The sequence below is a fragment of the Desulfovibrio oxyclinae DSM 11498 genome (assembly GCF_000375485.1).
Taxonomy (GTDB): domain Bacteria; phylum Desulfobacterota; class Desulfovibrionia; order Desulfovibrionales; family Desulfovibrionaceae; genus Pseudodesulfovibrio; species Pseudodesulfovibrio oxyclinae.
This window is the reverse complement of record NZ_AQXE01000007.1, coordinates 1-16,402: the sequence shown is the minus strand read 5'-3', so window position 1 is coordinate 16,402 and position 16,402 is coordinate 1. Positions and strand designations below refer to the sequence as shown.

Genomic DNA, 16,402 nt, shown 5'->3' with positions numbered 1-16,402 from the left:
GCTAGCCGCCCCGTTTGCCCTATTTTTCGATCAGTGAAGCAAAGAAGAATTCGCCCAGTCCGGCATTAAGCGGGGTGGTCCAGCGTACTGTCTCGCTTGCGCCGGGATTTCTTTCAAGAAAGCCTTCGATGAGCTTCTCGTTCTCGTCGGGATTGAGCGTGCAGGTGATGACGGCCAGCTTTCCACCGGGACGAAGCGCCTCGGCCGCGGCATCCATGATGTCCGTCTGCAGCTTGATGAGCGAAGCGATGTCCTTCTGGCTGCGCCGCCACTTGGCGTCCGGCCGCCGCGAGAGCACGCCGAGTCCTGAGCACGGAAGGTCGAGCAGCACGGTGCCCATGTCCCTGAGCGGCGCCCCCGCATCGGCTCTGGCGCGAAACGCGCCCACTTCAGGCATTCCCTCGCGCAAGGCCTTGAGCCGTCCCATGTGCACGTCACTGGCGTACAGCGGGCCGATTCCCTTCTCCAGCAACACACGAGTCTTGCCGCCGCGCCCGGAGCAGGCATCCCACACGGGCGTGGGCCACTGTTCGGGATACAAGGCTTCCAGCGCCTGACGCGAGGCGAAGCTGCGACGTTCCAGCGGCGGCGAAATTTTCTGCAGGGACACGCCCGGACGGAAGGCGAAAGAGTAGCCTTCAATGTCCAGAAGGTCCTCACGTCCCGCGAGCACCCCGAACAACTCATCCGCGTCCTCGCGTCCCCAGAGGGTGACCCCGAGCGCCGGTGGCTGCACCTGCGCCGCGAGATATTTCTGCGCCTTCTTCTCGCCATAGGCATCAAGCCACATCCGCACGATCCATGTCGGGCAGGAATAATAGCGACTCCAGACTTCAACGAGCTCGGAACCGTCGTCATAATAGGAAACTTCATGCACGTCCGCGCCCAACTCCGAAACGCGGCGCAACACGGCATTGAACAACCCCGAGAGCCTCGCGCCCGGCTTGCTCTTGGCAAACTCCACCGCCCAGTCAACGGAAGCGTATGAGGGAACCCGGTCAAGGTACAGAATCTCGTACGCCGCAACGCCCAGAGCCATGAGAAAACGGTCCGGAATCCGGTCCAGCTCCTTGACGAACCCGGAAAGCACGTACTCAACGCGGCCTTTGAGCCGCAGATAGCCATAGGCCAGTTCTGTGGCCAGCGCCGCATCGCGCGGGTCAAGGTTCTTGCCCTTCAGGGCTTCGTCGAGCGCGGCCTGAATGTCGCATCCCTGCCCCAGACAACGCTGCAACGCCTCCAGCGCCGCAGCACGCGCGGGCGGCAGCGGCCTGTTCTTCACCTTGGACTTGTGAGCGGCTTTGGACACCGGATCTCCTTTTCCTTGAAAGTATTTCTCGCGAAACAAATATCATGGTCAGGCGCGCCTTGCTTCAGAGAAAGCGTCACGCAGCCGACCGTCTTGAAACAATCAGAGGTTGACGGCCTGCCCCGTCCCGATAGCCGAGCCTCGTGGCCCTTCGACCCCGGCGAGAGCGTCCTCATTGAGAAATCGCTGCAAGGCCTCCTCCACCCGGCCAAGCGCAACGGTGGTGTCGAGACACGGGCCGTGCGGTCGCTCGTTGAGCACGCCGAAAACCGGCAGCGGATACGTATCCTGAATCCCACTGGCCAGATCGCGCTGGCAGGCCACGGCGATGATCAGCTTGGGTCGAAGCTGCACCACGATGCGCCGGGCGATGGTGCCGCCGGTGGCAATGGCGAGATGCACGCCGTACCGATCGTGAATATCCAGCAGCCCGGCAATGGGGCATTCGCCGCAGCGTTTGCAGTTGTTGACATCGTAGGTCAGCCGTTTCGAGCAGCGGCTGGACTGCAGGCAGTGCGGCATCAGCAGCAGGACGCGGTCCGGATCGTACCGCTCCGCCTCCGCAAGCACCAGTTCGTTGTTCACGCTGATGAAGGACAGCAGGATCGACTTCTTTTCGATGCCCAGCATACGGCCTATGAGCACCATCAGCGGCAGAAAAAGCTTGACCGTCAGCCCCCTGAAGCGTCGGGAGCCCGGCAGGGGCCGCTTGAGCACGATGTTGAGGAACAATCCCCAGTAGGCCACGCAGACCATGCCGCCCAGCACCACCACGAGCGCTCCGAGTATCCACTTCGCAGAAGGGTGAATGTTGTCCAGCCCGATGTAGGGCACCACCCACAGCGCGGCAAGCAGCAGACACACAACGAAGCACGCGCCGCTGATGAGCGCTATGAAAAGCCGTTTGCGGGCGTGGCGGATATGTTTAGGAGGAACTACCATCAGCTTCCATGAACGGTTTATAATGGTCTAAGAGGTAACACGCGCAACCGCGCTCTGACAAACGCCAAATCCATCCGGGCTCCATTTTGCGCCGATTTCCGGAACCTTCGGGAATAATTCCTGAAGCGCTCCGGGGCCACTCGTGGACGCGTCTGGATGCGGAGCGGACCGCAACCGCAGGATCAAGAGAAACGGGCCGGAGCGCTGGAGAGCGTCCCGGCCCGGAGTCGGCTACTTGTCGTCAAGTATGGACTGTACCAGTCCCGGAATGGTGTAGTCTTCCGGCTGAATGTCCGGTGTCAGCCCGTAGTCCCGCAGCGTTTTCGCTGTGACGGGACCGATGCAGGCCATCTTGACGTGCGGACAATCCTGCACTTTTTCGGCCTTCACGAGCTGGAAGAAGTTTTCCACCGTGCTCGAAGAAGTGAAGGTGACATATTGAATCCTGCCCTCTTCAAGCGCCTTTTCGATCTCGGCGCCGCTCTCTTCCGCGAGAGTCGTCTCGTAGACCGGCAGGACCTTCACGTCACACTTGGCGCGGGTCAACTCGGCGGGCAGAATCTCACGCGCCACGCGGGCACGGGGAATGAGCACCTTCTTGCCCGCGATGTCCAGGTCCAGCAGGCCCTTGACCACGTGCTCGGCAACGTACTTCTTGGGCACGAAGTCGGGATTGATACCGCGATCGCGCAGGGCGTTGGCCGTGGCCGGACCGATGGCCGCCACATTGATGCCGCCGAACTGACGGGCATCGAGACCTGCATTACGCAGGTGCTGCCAGAAGTGCTTCACGCCGTTGACCGAAGTGAAGATCACCCAGTCCCAGCGACCGAGCTGCAACGCGTGCTCTTCGACCTCGTCGGCATTCTCCAACGGATTGATGGAAATGGTCGGAAATTCGTACACGCAGGCGCCCAGGTCGCGCATGGTCTTGACCATGCCGCTGGCCTGCTCGCGAGCGCGGGTGACAACCACCCCCTGTCCCAGAAGCGGCTTCTTCTCGAACCATCCAAGCTTGTCGTGCAGGGAGCAGACGCCGCCCACCACAATGATGGAAGGAGCCTTGAATCCGCGCTCGGCGGCATCCTCGGCCACATTCTCCAGCGTGGAAACCATGGAGGTCTGCTCGCAACGGGTGCCCCAACGAACCAGCGCCACCGGCGTATCGGCCGCGCGCCCGTTCTTCATGAGATTTTCCGCGATCATGGGCAGGTTCTTCACGCCCATGTAAAATACCAGAGTGGAGTTGGACTGACCATACACCGACCAGTTATGGCCGGATTTCTCCTTGGTGGGGTCCTCGTGTCCGGTGATGAAACATACGCTGGTGGTGTGGTCCCGGTGCGTCACGGGGATGCCCGCGTACGCCGGAGCAGCAACGCCGGCGGTGATGCCCGGCACCACCTCGAAATCGATACCGGCCTCGACCAGCTCCTCGGCTTCCTCGCCGCCGCGGCCGAAAACGTACGGATCACCGCCCTTGAGACGGCAAATGGTCTTACCGGTCCGGGCCTTTTCGATGATCAGCTCGTTGATCTTATCCTGCGGCAGGGTATGATCCCCGCCCTTCTTGCCGACATAGAGGATCTCGCAATCCTCCTTGCACCACTTCAGAAAATCGGCGTTGGCAAGGTAGTCATAGATCATGACGTCGCACGTCTCGATCACTTCCTTTGCCTTCAGAGTCAGCATTCCGGGATCGCCCGGTCCGGCACCGACAAGATACACTGTGGACATCGCTTATTGCCTCCGGGAGCTAGAAAGCCCCTTCAAAAAAGCTCTTGAATATATTCGAAAGACACCTCGTCCATCCTCCTTGCGAGTAGAGACGACGCACCTCCCAAAATGATGAATACCGGGCTCCCTGAAGACCCCGGCCTGTAGCCTTGTACCAGTCGGACAAGCCGCAAGCTCCCAACGGCAGTCCCTCTCGTCGCCGGTAATGCCTCCGGCGGCTCAAGGACCTTTTCCAAAAGGTCCTTGAGAATCCCCAAAACGTCTTATCTTGCGCCGCTACACACCGCCCGGGAAAGCGGATACCGACCTAGCGGCGCCCGGGGACTCACAAATATCAAACCATCCCTCTGACACACCCCGTTTCGGGAAGGTGCATGAGCAGGGACGATCGCGAAAGCGACAGCCCCGACCGGATGCCTTGCCGAAACAAGACAGGGGTGCAAAGGGGACCCGCCCCTTTGCCGGGTGCAGGGCAGCGCCCTGCTCGCCGAGGGCATAAACGGCCTCCGGCGGCTCAAGGACCTTTTCCAAAAGGTCCTTGAGAATCCCCAAAACGTCTTATCTTGCGCCGCTGCACACCGCTCGGGAAAGCGGATATCGACCTGGCGGCGCACGGGGACTCACAAATATCAAACCATCCCTCTGACACACCCCGTTTCGGGAAGGTGCACGGGCTGAGACGATCGCGAAAGCGACGGCCCTGACCGGGTGCCTTGCCGAAACAAGACAGGGATTGCAAAGGGGGCCCGCCCCTTTGCCGGGTGCAGGGCAGCGCCCTGCTCGCCGAAGGCATAAACGGCCTCCGGCGGCTCAAGGACCTTTTCCAAAAGGTCCTTGAGAATCCCCAAAACGTCTTATCTTGCGCCGCTGCACACCGCCCGGGAAAGCGGATACCGACCTGGCGGCGCCCGGGGACTCACAAATATCAAACCATCCCTCTGACACACCCCGTTTCGGGAAGGTACACGGGCAGGGACGATCGCGAAAGCGACGGCCCTGACCGGGTGCCTTGCCGAAACAAGACAGGGATTGCAAAGGGGGCCCACCCCTTTGCCGGGTGCAGGGCAGCGCCCTGCTCGCCGAAGGCACCGGCGGTCTCCGGTCCGACGACTCGACCGTTCCTAGCAGGTCCAACCCACTTTTCACAAGCCGCAAATACGGGTCTTCATGCACTTTCGCGCATTCAATTGGCCCGCATCAAGGGCTGTAGGGAAAATTCGATGGGGAACCTCTTTCCGAGGCTCCCCATCGATTCAAGCTATCCTGCGATGGAGCTCAGGCGCTCCTTGAGTTCTGCGAGCTTGGCCAGATCTTCTTCCATCTCGGCCAGCTTTTCCTTTTCTTTTTCAACGACTTCGGCGGGCGCGTTGTTGATGAAGCCCGGATTGGAGAGCTTCTTGGACACGCCGCCTTTGGTCTTTTCGATCTTGGCGATATTCTTGTCCAGCCGTGCGAGTTCGGCGTCGAAGTCCACGACGCCTTCAAGCGGGACGTAGATTTCGTTGCCCTGAACCACGGTGGAGCCGGAGGCCTTGGGGCCCTCGACGTCCGGGCCGATGGTGATGTTCTCCAGCCGTGCGAGGGAGCGGATCAGCTCGATGTTGGCTTCGAGCAGTTCGCGATCCTCGTCGGACACGGTCTTGACCAACAGATCGAGCTTCTTGGCGGGCTCGATGACAAGCTCGGTGCGAATATTGCGTACGCCGGAGACAACGCCCATGAAGAGTTCCATGCAGGCCTCGGCCTGTTCGTCGCGCAGTTCCGGACGCATGTCCGGATAGGCGAGCGTGGCGATGTCGTCGCTGCGGTCATCGCCTTCGGGGCGCGGCAGCACGGACCAGATTTCCTGCGTGATGAACGGGGTCACCGGGTGCAGCAGGATGAGCACTTCGGAAAGAACGGTCCAGAGCACGCGCTGGGTTCTGGCCTTGACGGCCTCGTCTTCGCCGTAGAGGGCGGGCTTGACCATTTCGAGATACCAGTCGCAGAATTCGCTCCAGATGAACTTGTAAAGGGTCTGGGCGATTTCGTTGAAGCGATAGGTCTCGGTGGCTTCCTTGACGGTGACCTTGAGTTCTTCGAGGCGGCTGAGAATCCACTTGTCGGCGAGGCTGTCGCTTTCGGACAGCTCCACGGCCGGGATGGTCTCGGGCAGGTTCATGAGGCTGAAGCGCGCCGCGTTCCATATCTTGTTCATGAAGTGCTTGTAGCCTTCGATGCGCTTTTCGCTGAGCTTGATGTCGCGGCCCATGGCGGCGAAGGAAGTCAGCGTGAAGCGCAGGGCGTCTGCGCCGTAGGTCTGGATCATGTCCAGCGGGTCGATGACGTTGCCGGTGGACTTGGACATCTTCTTGCCCTTCTCGTCACGGACCAGCGCATGAATGTAGACGTCGTGGAACGGCACCTTGTCCATGAACTCCAGTCCCATCATCATCATTCTGGCAACCCAGAAGAAGAGGATATCGAACCCGGTGACGAGGCAGGAGGTCGGGTAATACTTTTCCAGATCTCTGGTCTGTTCCGGCCAGCCGAGTGTGGAGAACGGCCAGAGCGCGGAGGAGAACCAGGTGTCGAGCACGTCCTCGTCCTGCGCGAGATTTTCGCTGCCGCAGACGCAGGTGGTGGGGTCTTCCTTGGCGACGATGAGTTCGCCGCAGTCGCCGCAGGTCCACGCCGGGATGCGGTGCCCCCACCAGATCTGACGGGAGATGCACCAGTCGCGAATTTCGTCCAGCCAGTTGTAGTAGGTTTTGCTCCAGTTCTCGGGATGGATCCTGGTCCGTTCCGGAACGGCTGCACGGGCCTTTTCCGCCAGCGGCTTCATGGAAACGAACCACTGGGTGGATACGTGCGGCTCGATGACGGATTTGCAGCGGTAGCAGACGCCGACCTTGTGCTCATGGTCCTCGATGCTTTCCAGATGGCCTGCGGCTTCGAGGTCCTTGACGATCACGTCGCGGGCGTCGTCCTTGTAAATTCCCTGATACTTCTCGGGCGCGTGCTCGTTCACGTAGCCCGCGTCGTCGAACACGGAGAGCACTTCAAGATCGTGCTTGCGGCCGAGTTCCCAGTCGTTCATGTCGTGAGCCGGAGTGACCTTCAGGCAGCCGGTTCCGAACTCGGTGTCAACGTAGGTGTCGCCGATGATGGGCAGTTCGCGGCCCACCAGCGGAAGGATGGCCTTCTTGCCGATGAGGTGGCTGAACCGTTCGTCCTCGGGGTTCACCGCGATGGCGGTGTCGCCGAGCATGGTTTCGGGGCGGGTGGTGGCGATGGTCAGCTCGCCTGAGCCGTCGGCAATGGCATAGCGGATGTGCCACAGCTTGCCGGGCTTGGACTCGTGCTCCACTTCATCGTCGGCAAGGGCGGTGTGGCAGCGGTTGCACCAGTTGATGATGTAATCACCTTTGTAGACCAGCCCCTTGTGGTACAGCTCGACAAAGACCTCGCGCACGGCCTTGGCGCGGTCATCGTCGAAGGTGAAGGCCTCGCGGGTCCAGTCCACGGATGCGCCCATGCGGCGAATCTGGTTCAGGATGTGGTCGCCCTTCTCGCGCTTCCATTCCCACACGCGCTCGACAAAGGCTTCGCGGCCGAGGTCGTCGCGGGTCTTCCCTTCTTCCTTGAGCTGGCGTTCCACCACGTTCTGGGTGGCGATGCCGGCGTGGTCGGTGCCGGGAACCCAGAGTACGTCGCGGCCCTGCTGACGGTGGAAACGGCACAGAATGTCCTGCAGGGTCAGGTTCAGGGCGTGCCCCATGTGCAGTACGCCGGTTACGTTCGGGGGCGGGATGACGATGGAATACGGGTCGCCTTCGGCGTCCGCACGGGGGGTGAAGGTATTTTCCTTCTCCCAGTGGCTCTCCCACTTGTCCTCGACGTCCCAGGGCTCGTAGCCCTTGGCAAGCGTAGGTCTGCTCATGGTAGGTTTTCTCCTTGCGTATGAAAAGGGACGCCTTGGCGTCCTTGAAATTCAATCGGTTGTGCTTGCCAGAAAGCAACGCCCCCTGATAAGCGTGCGGTAAGACTCGTCAAGGGACCGCTACATGTCAAGCATATACATATATTGGGATGAATCCCATTTCTGGGGCCTTCTGCTCATCCGCGCGCTGCGTGCATGGGGTGTTCCCCATCGGCTGGTGCGCGCAAAGGCAATATCCCAAGGAGCGCTGGACCGCAAGCCCGCAGCGCTGATGGTCCCCGGCGGCTACGCTCGCGGCAAGGCCGCACGCCTCGGCCCGGAAGGCATGGATGCCATTCGCCGCTACGTTGACGAGGGAGGCACCTACATCGGATTCTGCGGCGGTGCCGGGCTGGCCCTTTCCGAAAGCAAGGGGCTGGGCCTGTCCCCGTGGAAGCGGCGCCGATTCGAAAAACGCCTGCAACATTTTCTTTCCGGGCACATGCATGTCCGGCTTGCCGACCACCCTTTGATCCCCAAGGAACTCGGCGGCGAGGCTCTCATTCCGGTCTGGTGGCCGGGCCAGTTCGACGACAGCGCTCCCGGCCCCGAGCCGCTGGCGGTGTTCGACACCCCCGGCCCGGACGTCTGGATGGCCGACATGCACCTCAAATCCCTGCCCGAAGGTACCGTGGGCGACTGGGAGAACCTTTACGGCATCAGCCTGCGGCCGGACTTCATCAAGGGTCGCCCCGGCATCGCGGCCAATGAATACGGACAGGGGCGCGTCATCCTGAGCTATGCGCATCTGGAAACGCCGGCCTCCCCGCAGGCCAACTACTGGCTCGGCAGCATGCTGGCCGACATTCTGGGCATCGAGCCAAACCGCGCCCCGCTTCCCGCCTGGGATCTGGCTGCGCGTCCGGTGCGCTGGCACCACCCCGTATTGGAGCAGGCCGCTCAGGCCATGGACGAGATCATTGAGACCGGCAACCGCCATTTTCTGCTCTTCTGGCGCACGCCGTGGCTGCTCGGCTGGCGGCGCGGCATTCCCGGTTCCGGCATCAACGCTCTGTACGCGCTCATCCACGAGATCATGGCTTCGGAACCAAACGCCGAGGCCGAGCAATACCTTCTGGAAAACGGCGGCAGAACGGGCGAACTCGTTGACCTGTTCCGCAAGGGCGTCACAGGCTACCTGCTGGCGGAACGTCTGGGCATGACCGTACTGCACTCCGGCCCGGACGCCATTGCACCGGAAACCCTGCGCAATCAGCGCAACGCTCTCTTCGGAAAGCCCCCTGCGCCCGGTGGACTGTACGAAGAACTGCTGCGACTGCTCGAAGACCTGTATTTCCTGCTTTCCAGAGGTATTTCCGACACCCCGTAGCGGCCTTTCATGCCTGCATCTAAGGGGGGTTACATTGGTTCCAAAGCCATGTATGGTCGAAGTGCCATGTGAGTCTGGCTGAACTTAGCAGAACTGGAGTACGTGGGCCATGGCCGACGATAACAAGACCTGCACCCCTATGGAAGAAACCGCCAAGATGAAGAAGAAGGCAAAAGGGTCTTCCGACGCGCGATTCCGCTTCTGTCTTTCCGAAGACAAAATGAAGCTGGGGATCAGCCAGTATACGCCCCCGTCCAAACTCGGGGCGGAAGCCACGGTGGACAGTATCTGCCGCCAGATTGCAGAAGCAGGCGTCAAGCTCGATCCGGACCGCGCCGCCGCCAAGCGCATCATAAGCATTCTTCAAAACGGTGGCGGCATCGACGAGATCAGCGGCATCACGCTCGTTCGCGGCGTCGAGGTGCAAGAACCCGAGGACGCCTCCATCGAACCACAGGGCGACCTGACCAAACCGGTCTTTCCCGGCGATCGCTTCGCCGAATACTCTCCCCCCAAACTGGCACGTAACGGCGAGACCATCGACGGCGTCATCACCAAGCCCAAGGACAACCGCAAGGCCGAGGACATTAAGCCCGAGGCCGGAGAGAACTGCGATTTCGACGCGCGCGACGGCGGCTTCACCGCCACCACCCACGGCATAGCCCGCATCGAGGGCGGCCGCGTCAGCGTGGCACCCTGCCTGCGCGTCACTTCCGACGAGATAAAGGTTCTGGGAGACCTGTACGACAAGGACTTTCGCGGCCTCGCCGTTACCCCAGACCGCATCGTCAAGGTCCTTCACGACATGGAGATCGGTCTTGAGCCCGATCTGGACTGGCTGGACAAGGAACTGGAGCGCGCCGCCAAGAGCCGTCAGCCCCGTCTGAACAAGACGGTCATCAAGGGCAAGCGGCCCATCGACGGGCGCGACGGCTGGCTGGAGTATCTGGTTGCCACCCGCGAGGAAGCTGGCACAGAGGACGATCAGGGACGCATCGACTACCGCAACCGGGGACTCTACCCATCGGTAACCCCGGACCAGACGGTCGCGAGACTGCATCCCCCGACGCAGGGCGAAGCGGGCGTGGACGTATATGGCAAGACCATCCCCGCCAATGCGGGCCGCGAGCTCACCCTGCACGCGGGCGAGAACATCGAGGTCTCGGCCGACGGCATCACCTTCACGGCCAAGGACACGGGTATACTTGTCGTCGAAAAAAACACCGTCTCGGTAACCCAGTGCCTGGTCATCCATGGCGACGTGAACCTCGGCACCGGCAACGTCCGCACCGACGAAGGCTCCGTGAAGGTCACCGGAAACGTCCTTTCCGGCTTCAAGGTCGAGGCTCCCAAGCACGTCATCGTGGAAGGGTCGGTGGAAAGCGCGGACATCAAGGCGGGGGGCGACGTCTCCGTCAAGGGTGGCATTCTCCAGCCCGACGGCGGGACGGTCTTCGCCGGAGGCGAGGTGGTCACGGGCTTTGCTGCCAACGCCACCATCCGTGCGGGCAGAAGCCTCGTCATCAAGAACGAGTGCAGCAACTGCCGGGTGCAAACGCCTTACCTGCTCGCAGCCAAGGGCAAGGGCGTGGTTCAGGGCGGCGTGCTGGTCATTACCAAGGGCATGGAAGTGAACGAGCTCGGCTCAGAACTGGGCGTGCCGACCACTATCTCCGTCGGCATAGGCAGCGAAAAGGATTCCGAGCTGATCGCAGAACNCACCAGACTCAAGAAGGAGCTGCAGAAGATCGATCACGCTCTGGGCGGAGCCGATCCCAAGGACATCCTTCAACGCACCCCGGAAGCCAAGCGACCGCAGGTGGCCAAGATCATCAAGCACCGGATGAACGTGGCGAAACGTTTCGAGGACACCGCAGCCCGCGCCGCCGAGATGACAAAACAGCGCATCAGCCAGCTCAGCGGCGTCAAGATCAAGGTCCGCAAGCAGATTCATCCGGGCGTCCTCGTCAAGATGGGGGGCAAGACCATGAAGGTGAAGAACACGTTGGAGCGTTCGATGATCTTCTGGCATCCCGGCAAGGACGACATTGAAGTCGGCAATCTGTAGCACTTCGAATTTCAGATAAAAGCCCCCGCACCGATTCAGGCGCGGGGGCTTTTTTTGCAGATCTGACGTAAAACTTAGTGCACGCCGCGTTCGTTGAGATATTTGCTGTAACGCTGGTCGGTGCCCTTGATGTGACCGAGCAGCCAATCCTTGAGAAAACGCATGACCTCCATGGTCACGGAGGCCTTGCCGGAACGCAGCTCCTCGCCGAATTCCGAGACCTTTGCCACGAATTTGCGGTGCACTTCCTTGTGGGCTTCCGTTTCCGGATACCCGTGCTTGTCGAAGAGCTTCTCTTCCGTGCCGAAATGTTCCACGGCATAGTTCGCCAGACGGTCCACCACTTCCATCATGATCTTCTGGGACCGGCGCTGACGCATGGCGTCGTTGAGTTCGTTGATGAGATCGATGAGAACCTTGTGCTGGTCATCGATCTGATTGATGCCCACGGAAAGACTGTCGTCCCAGACGAACAATTTACCGTCGTCTCGCAGCCCGGCGCGGTCAGCCTCGACAAGACCGTGAACGATGTTGTCCAGATTCTCCACCAGCCCGGAAATCTCGTTGAGGGCATCCGTGGCATGTCCCATGCCTTCCGCGGTTTCCCCGGCCACCTGATTCACTTCCGAAACGGCGCGATTGATCTCTTCGCTGGCCGCGGACTGCTCCTCGCTGGCGGCCGCGATGGACTGCACCTGCAGCGCGGTCTCGTCCACGATGTGCACGATCCTTTCCATGAATTCGCCGGAACGGTTGGCGGCCTCGGTGCTGTGGTCGATATCTTCGGCGGCCTCTTCCACGGCCACCACGTTCTCCCGTGCGTGCTCCTGAATCTGCTTGACCGTGCTGCCAACTTCCTTGGTGGCCTGCATGGTCTTTTCCGCAAGCTTACGGACTTCGTCCGCTACAACGGAAAAACCGCGCCCGGCCTCGCCCGCACGGGCCGCCTCGATGGCGGCGTTGAGCGCCAACAGGTTCGTTTGGTCCGCGATGTCGGTGATTACGTTCATGATGCGGCCGATGTTCTCCGCCTCCTGCCCGAGTCCCGTCATGGACTCCTTGAGGCGCATTATACGGCCATGCATATTCTGTATGGAAGCCACTGCGGTATGGACGCCTTCGGCGCCGGTGGTGGCGTTTTCCTTGGAATTGACGGCGCTTTCGGCCGCACTGCCCGCATTCCGGGCCACTTCGATGACGGTGCTCGTCATCTCCTCCATGGCCGTGGCGGTTTCAGTCATACGGTCGCGCTGGACCTCCACGCCGGAATTGACGCGGTCCACCTGCGAACTCAACTCGCCGATGGCATTGAAAATCTGTTCGGAAAGCCCTTCGGCACGGGAAGCGGCCTTCTGCATCGCCTGCACGAGTTCCCGGCTTTCCTTTTCTGATCTGCGGATACCCTCCGCCTCGTTTTCCAATCGACCAGCTTTCTCGCGGGCAGCCTCGGCCTCGCGACGAGCATCCTGCGCATCCCGGAGCAGGCGCTGCCTGTCGGCGGAAACGGCCTGACGCACATGAGCCAGTTCAGCGGCTCCGCCCTGCTCATCGGGAACGTCCTTCCCCGATTCCAGCAGCGATGCCAGCCGCATCAACGGTCCGGTCAAACCGCCCCGGACGGTTTTCAGGCCGATGAGAAGACAAATGACAACCACGAGGGTCAAAGCCGCCTGCGTTGCAAGCAGCGTGGTGCCCGTCCCGGACAGCAGCCATGCGGCAACTGGCTGGGAAAGCGAGGCGACAGCAGCGACAGCGAAAAGGATTGCGAGCAATTTTGCTGTGGACACTCGGAAACTCCGATGTAAGATTGAACGGGTAACAGGTCTGGTTACTGAATACTACGCTTCTTGCAGACAAAGGACAAGAGCCTGATATGCACCAAACACCGCAGCCCATCGACAGAACTGAAAATATCCGGAGGCCGGTAATGAAACGTATGCCCTTTTTTCTGGTGACACTGCTCGTCGTGGGGATGCTCGGCGCCTGCGTCCCCACCCTCAGGGTCGCCGACGGCAACTTCCAGAAGGCAAGACACCTCAGGCTGGCCGGTCTGAACGAAGAGGCCGCGCCCGAATACGCCGCAGCCGCAACCGCCTACAGCAAGGCATTCGCACGCCGATCCGAGGACGGCAGGACGCCGTTTTTATCCTCTCGGCTCAAGGCCGGCATGAGCATGTACTGGACCGGCCGTTTCAAGGACGCCTATGAACTCTTCGACGGTCTGTTCGAGGCTGGTGGTCGCTCACTGGAAACCATCGTCTACGGCGGCCTCTCCGCTGCCGAACTCGACAGGCACGAGGACGCCGTAAGGATGTGGTCCGCCATGGACGCCACACACGGCATGTTCATTCTGCATGAAGGCATCAAGGCCGCGCTGGCCGGGCTCGACGAAGGTTCCATGAACCTGAGGCAGGCGGCCGACCACGTTCGCAACGCCCTTTGGAAACAGGACAAAAGAAACGTCCGCATCAGCCTGAAACCGCAGGAACAGCTCAATCCGCCGGAGAACTGCGCGGGACGCTTCTGGTGGCGCTACAGCGAGAGCCCGTGCCCTGCTCCGCCAAGGCTTCTCGACGATTAATGAACTTGACCTTTTTGTACATCCCGGTATACCGCAATCCGGGCCGCTTAGGTGGCCCGGATTTTTTTGAGGAAAAGGAGACCATGGAAGCGCAACTCAAGAAAGAGGTGGAACGCCGCCGTACGTTCGGCATCATCAGCCACCCCGACGCAGGCAAGACGACCCTCACCGAGAAACTGCTGCTCTTCGGCGGAGCCATTCAGACCGCCGGAAGCGTCAAGGCCAAGCGGGCCGCGCGCCACGCCACCAGTGACTGGATGGCCATGGAACAGCAGCGCGGTATTTCCGTGACCACCTCGGTGATGCGGTTCAATTACAACGATCATGAGATCAACCTGCTCGACACCCCCGGTCACCAGGACTTTTCCGAAGATACCTACCGCACCCTCACTGCGGTGGACTCCGCGCTCATGGTCATCGACTCCGCAAAAGGCGTCGAACGCCAGACCCGCAAGCTCATGGAGGTCTGCCGCCTGCGCGACACGCCCATCATGACCTTCATCAACAAACTCGACCGCGAAGGCCGGGACCCGTTCGAACTGCTCTCCGACATCGAGGAGACACTGAATATCGAATGCGCCCCCATGTCATGGCCCATCGGCATGGGCAAGGATTTCAAAGGCGTCTACTCCCTGCATCAGAAGAAGCTGCACCTGTTCTCCCCGACCCACGGCGGCGGTATTCAGGAAGGCATCGTCATCGAGGACATCAACGACCCCAGACTCGACGAGGAACTCGGCGATCAGGCCGACAAGCTGCGCGAGGACGTGGAACTGCTCGAAGGTGCAGGCTACCCCTTCGACCCGCAGCGCTATCTGGCCGGAAAACAGACCCCGGTCTTCTTCGGTTCGGCCATCAACAACTTCGGCGTGCAGGAAATGCTCGACACCTTCGTGGATCTCGCCCCCTGCCCGCGCGAACGTCCCGCCGTCGAACGCGACGTTTCCCCGGAAGAAACCGGTTTCTCCGCCGTCTGCTTCAAGATTCAGGCAAACATGGACCCCGCGCACCGCGACCGCATCGCCTTCATGCGCATCAACTCCGGCCGCTTCACCAAGGGCATGAAGGTCAAGCACCACCGCCTCGGCAAGAGCGTCACCGTTTCCAAAGCCACCATCTTCATGGCACAGGACCGCGAAGGTGTCGAAGAAGCATGGCCCGGCGACATCATCGGCGTGCACAACCACGGCACCATCCGCATCGGCGACACCTTCACCGACAAGGAACCCCTGACCTTCACCGGCATCCCCAACTTTGCCCCGGAAATGTTCCGCCGCGTGATCCTCAAGTCGCCCCTGAAAGCCAAACAGCTCGGCAAAGGCCTGACTCAGCTGGCAGAAGAAGGCGCGGTTCAGCTTTTCCGCCCGATGATCAACAACGACTACATCCTCGGCGCCGTTGGCATGCTCCAGTTCGACGTGATTCAGGCCCGCCTGCGCGACGAATACGGCGTTGACGCCATCTACGAGCCGATCGAACTCTACACCGCGCGCTGGGTGAGCGGATCCGATTCCGAACTCAAACGCTTCACCCGCTCCATGCAGCGCTATCTGGCACTGGACGGCGACGGCAATCTGACATACCTTGCCCCGAGCCGCTGGCGACTCGACGATGCCGCCGAGAATTGGCCCGAGATATCTTTCCACGCCACGCGCGAACAGACCAACAGCAATTGATCATGCCCACAGTGGAACTGCCAGAACAATACACCAGAGCGTTCACCAAGGAAGAAATCAACGCACTGCCCCTGAAACGCTGGAACGGTCCCGTCGAAATCGTCCGGACCGAGGGCCAGCGCGACAAGGCAGTGAAGGAACTCAGGAACGACCCGTTACTCGGCTTCGACACCGAGACGCGGCCGGTCTTCAAAAAAGGCCGCAAACCGAACCTGCCCTCCCTCCTTCAACTCGCCACGGCGGAATGCGTCTACCTCTTCCAACTCAACCTCCTGCCCATGGACAACGGGCTCCTTGAACTGCTCGCCGACCCCGCCGTCATCAAAACCGGTGTGGCCGTCCGAGACGATATCTGCGGCCTGCGAAAACTCACCGACTTCACCCCAGGCGGCTTCGTGGACCTCTCCGACATCTCAGCCAGCACCGGCATGCAGACCCACGGCCTGCGCAACATGGCCGCCAACCTGCTCGGCTTCCGCATATCCAAGACAGCACAGTGCTCCAACTGGGCCAAAGACAACCTCGCACGAGCACAAGTCGCCTACGCAGCCACCGACGCGTGGGTCAGCCGCGAACTCTACCTCGCCATGAAAGAACTGGAACTGCTGTAACTTCAGCATTTCCAGACAACACTCCCGGCATTTTCATATGCCTCCGGCGGCTCTCCGAGGGCCCTCCGGGGGCTTAAGAACCCTTTTGCAAAAGGGTTCTTAAGAATCTCCCAAAAACATTTGTGTTGCCAAGCCGCACGAGGCTTTCCGAAAGCTGAGGCGTATAGGCGGCTTGGCGGGAGGCTGA

General features: G+C 60.9%; 10 protein-coding genes. 5 read left to right on the top strand and 5 right to left on the bottom strand.

The window, feature by feature from the left end; translation table 11 throughout:
• Positions 1-19 precede the first annotated feature (19 nt).
• The 4 genes from B149_RS0108605 to B149_RS0108590 form a co-directional block, all read right to left on the bottom strand.
• Positions 20-1,309: a transcription antitermination factor NusB gene (locus tag B149_RS0108605; protein WP_018124779.1), complete on the bottom strand. Its 1,290-nt coding sequence runs from the start codon at positions 1,307-1,309 to the stop codon at positions 20-22.
• A gap of 102 nt (positions 1,310-1,411) precedes the next feature.
• A complete protein-coding gene (locus B149_RS0108600; protein WP_018124778.1) occupies positions 1,412-2,251 on the bottom strand; it encodes a DUF116 domain-containing protein in 840 nt (279 codons plus the stop codon).
• A gap of 231 nt (positions 2,252-2,482) precedes the next feature.
• Positions 2,483-3,988, bottom strand: coding sequence for a uroporphyrinogen-III C-methyltransferase (gene cobA, locus B149_RS0108595; RefSeq protein ID WP_018124777.1), 1,506 nt, complete (start codon positions 3,986-3,988; stop codon positions 2,483-2,485).
• A 1,258-nt stretch (positions 3,989-5,246) separates the two neighbouring features.
• Positions 5,247-7,910: a valine--tRNA ligase gene (locus B149_RS0108590; RefSeq protein WP_018124776.1), complete on the bottom strand. Its 2,664-nt coding sequence runs from the start codon at positions 7,908-7,910 to the stop codon at positions 5,247-5,249.
• 124 nt (positions 7,911-8,034) lie between these two features.
• On the opposite strand from B149_RS0108590, the gene B149_RS0108585 reads away from it, so the two are divergent.
• Both B149_RS0108585 and B149_RS0108580 read left to right on the top strand, forming a co-directional pair.
• Complete coding sequence (locus B149_RS0108585; RefSeq protein ID WP_018124775.1) at positions 8,035-9,279, top strand: BPL-N domain-containing protein; 1,245 nt, start codon at positions 8,035-8,037, stop codon at positions 9,277-9,279.
• A gap of 109 nt (positions 9,280-9,388) precedes the next feature.
• Positions 9,389-11,347, top strand: coding sequence for a flagellar assembly protein A (locus tag B149_RS0108580; RefSeq protein ID WP_018124774.1), 1,959 nt, complete (start codon positions 9,389-9,391; stop codon positions 11,345-11,347).
• A gap of 74 nt (positions 11,348-11,421) precedes the next feature.
• On the opposite strand, the gene B149_RS0108575 is transcribed toward B149_RS0108580, so the two are convergent.
• Positions 11,422-13,134 (bottom strand): bacteriohemerythrin, encoded by a 1,713-nt coding sequence (locus B149_RS0108575; protein WP_018124773.1) that lies wholly within the window; start codon positions 13,132-13,134, stop codon positions 11,422-11,424.
• A 140-nt stretch (positions 13,135-13,274) separates the two neighbouring features.
• Between B149_RS0108575 and B149_RS0108570 the strand changes: the two genes are divergently transcribed.
• From B149_RS0108570 to B149_RS0108560, 3 genes are all read left to right on the top strand, one after another.
• Entirely contained in the window at positions 13,275-13,928 is a 654-nt protein-coding gene (locus B149_RS0108570) for a hypothetical protein (protein ID WP_018124772.1), read from the top strand.
• An 83-nt stretch (positions 13,929-14,011) separates the two neighbouring features.
• Positions 14,012-15,604, top strand: a complete 1,593-nt coding sequence (locus B149_RS0108565; protein WP_026167534.1) for a peptide chain release factor 3 — start codon at positions 14,012-14,014, stop codon at positions 15,602-15,604.
• Positions 15,605-15,606: 2 nt separating this feature from the next.
• Positions 15,607-16,215, top strand: coding sequence for a 3'-5' exonuclease (locus B149_RS0108560; RefSeq protein WP_018124770.1), 609 nt, complete (start codon positions 15,607-15,609; stop codon positions 16,213-16,215).
• The last annotated feature ends 187 nt before the right edge of the window (positions 16,216-16,402 follow it).

Coding starts and splice junctions, on each gene's coding strand:
- B149_RS0108570 (WP_018124772.1), top strand. CDS start 13,275: ATGAAACGTATGCCCTTTTTTCTGGTGACACTGCTCGTCGTGGGGATG.
- B149_RS0108565 (WP_026167534.1), top strand. CDS start 14,012: ATGGAAGCGCAACTCAAGAAAGAGGTGGAACGCCGCCGTACGTTCGGC.
- B149_RS0108585 (WP_018124775.1), top strand. CDS start 8,035: ATGTCAAGCATATACATATATTGGGATGAATCCCATTTCTGGGGCCTT.
- B149_RS0108560 (WP_018124770.1), top strand. CDS start 15,607: ATGCCCACAGTGGAACTGCCAGAACAATACACCAGAGCGTTCACCAAG.
- cobA (WP_018124777.1), bottom strand. CDS start 3,988: ATGTCCACAGTGTATCTTGTCGGTGCCGGACCGGGCGATCCCGGAATG.
- B149_RS0108590 (WP_018124776.1), bottom strand. CDS start 7,910: ATGAGCAGACCTACGCTTGCCAAGGGCTACGAGCCCTGGGACGTCGAG.
- B149_RS0108600 (WP_018124778.1), bottom strand. CDS start 2,251: ATGGTAGTTCCTCCTAAACATATCCGCCACGCCCGCAAACGGCTTTTC.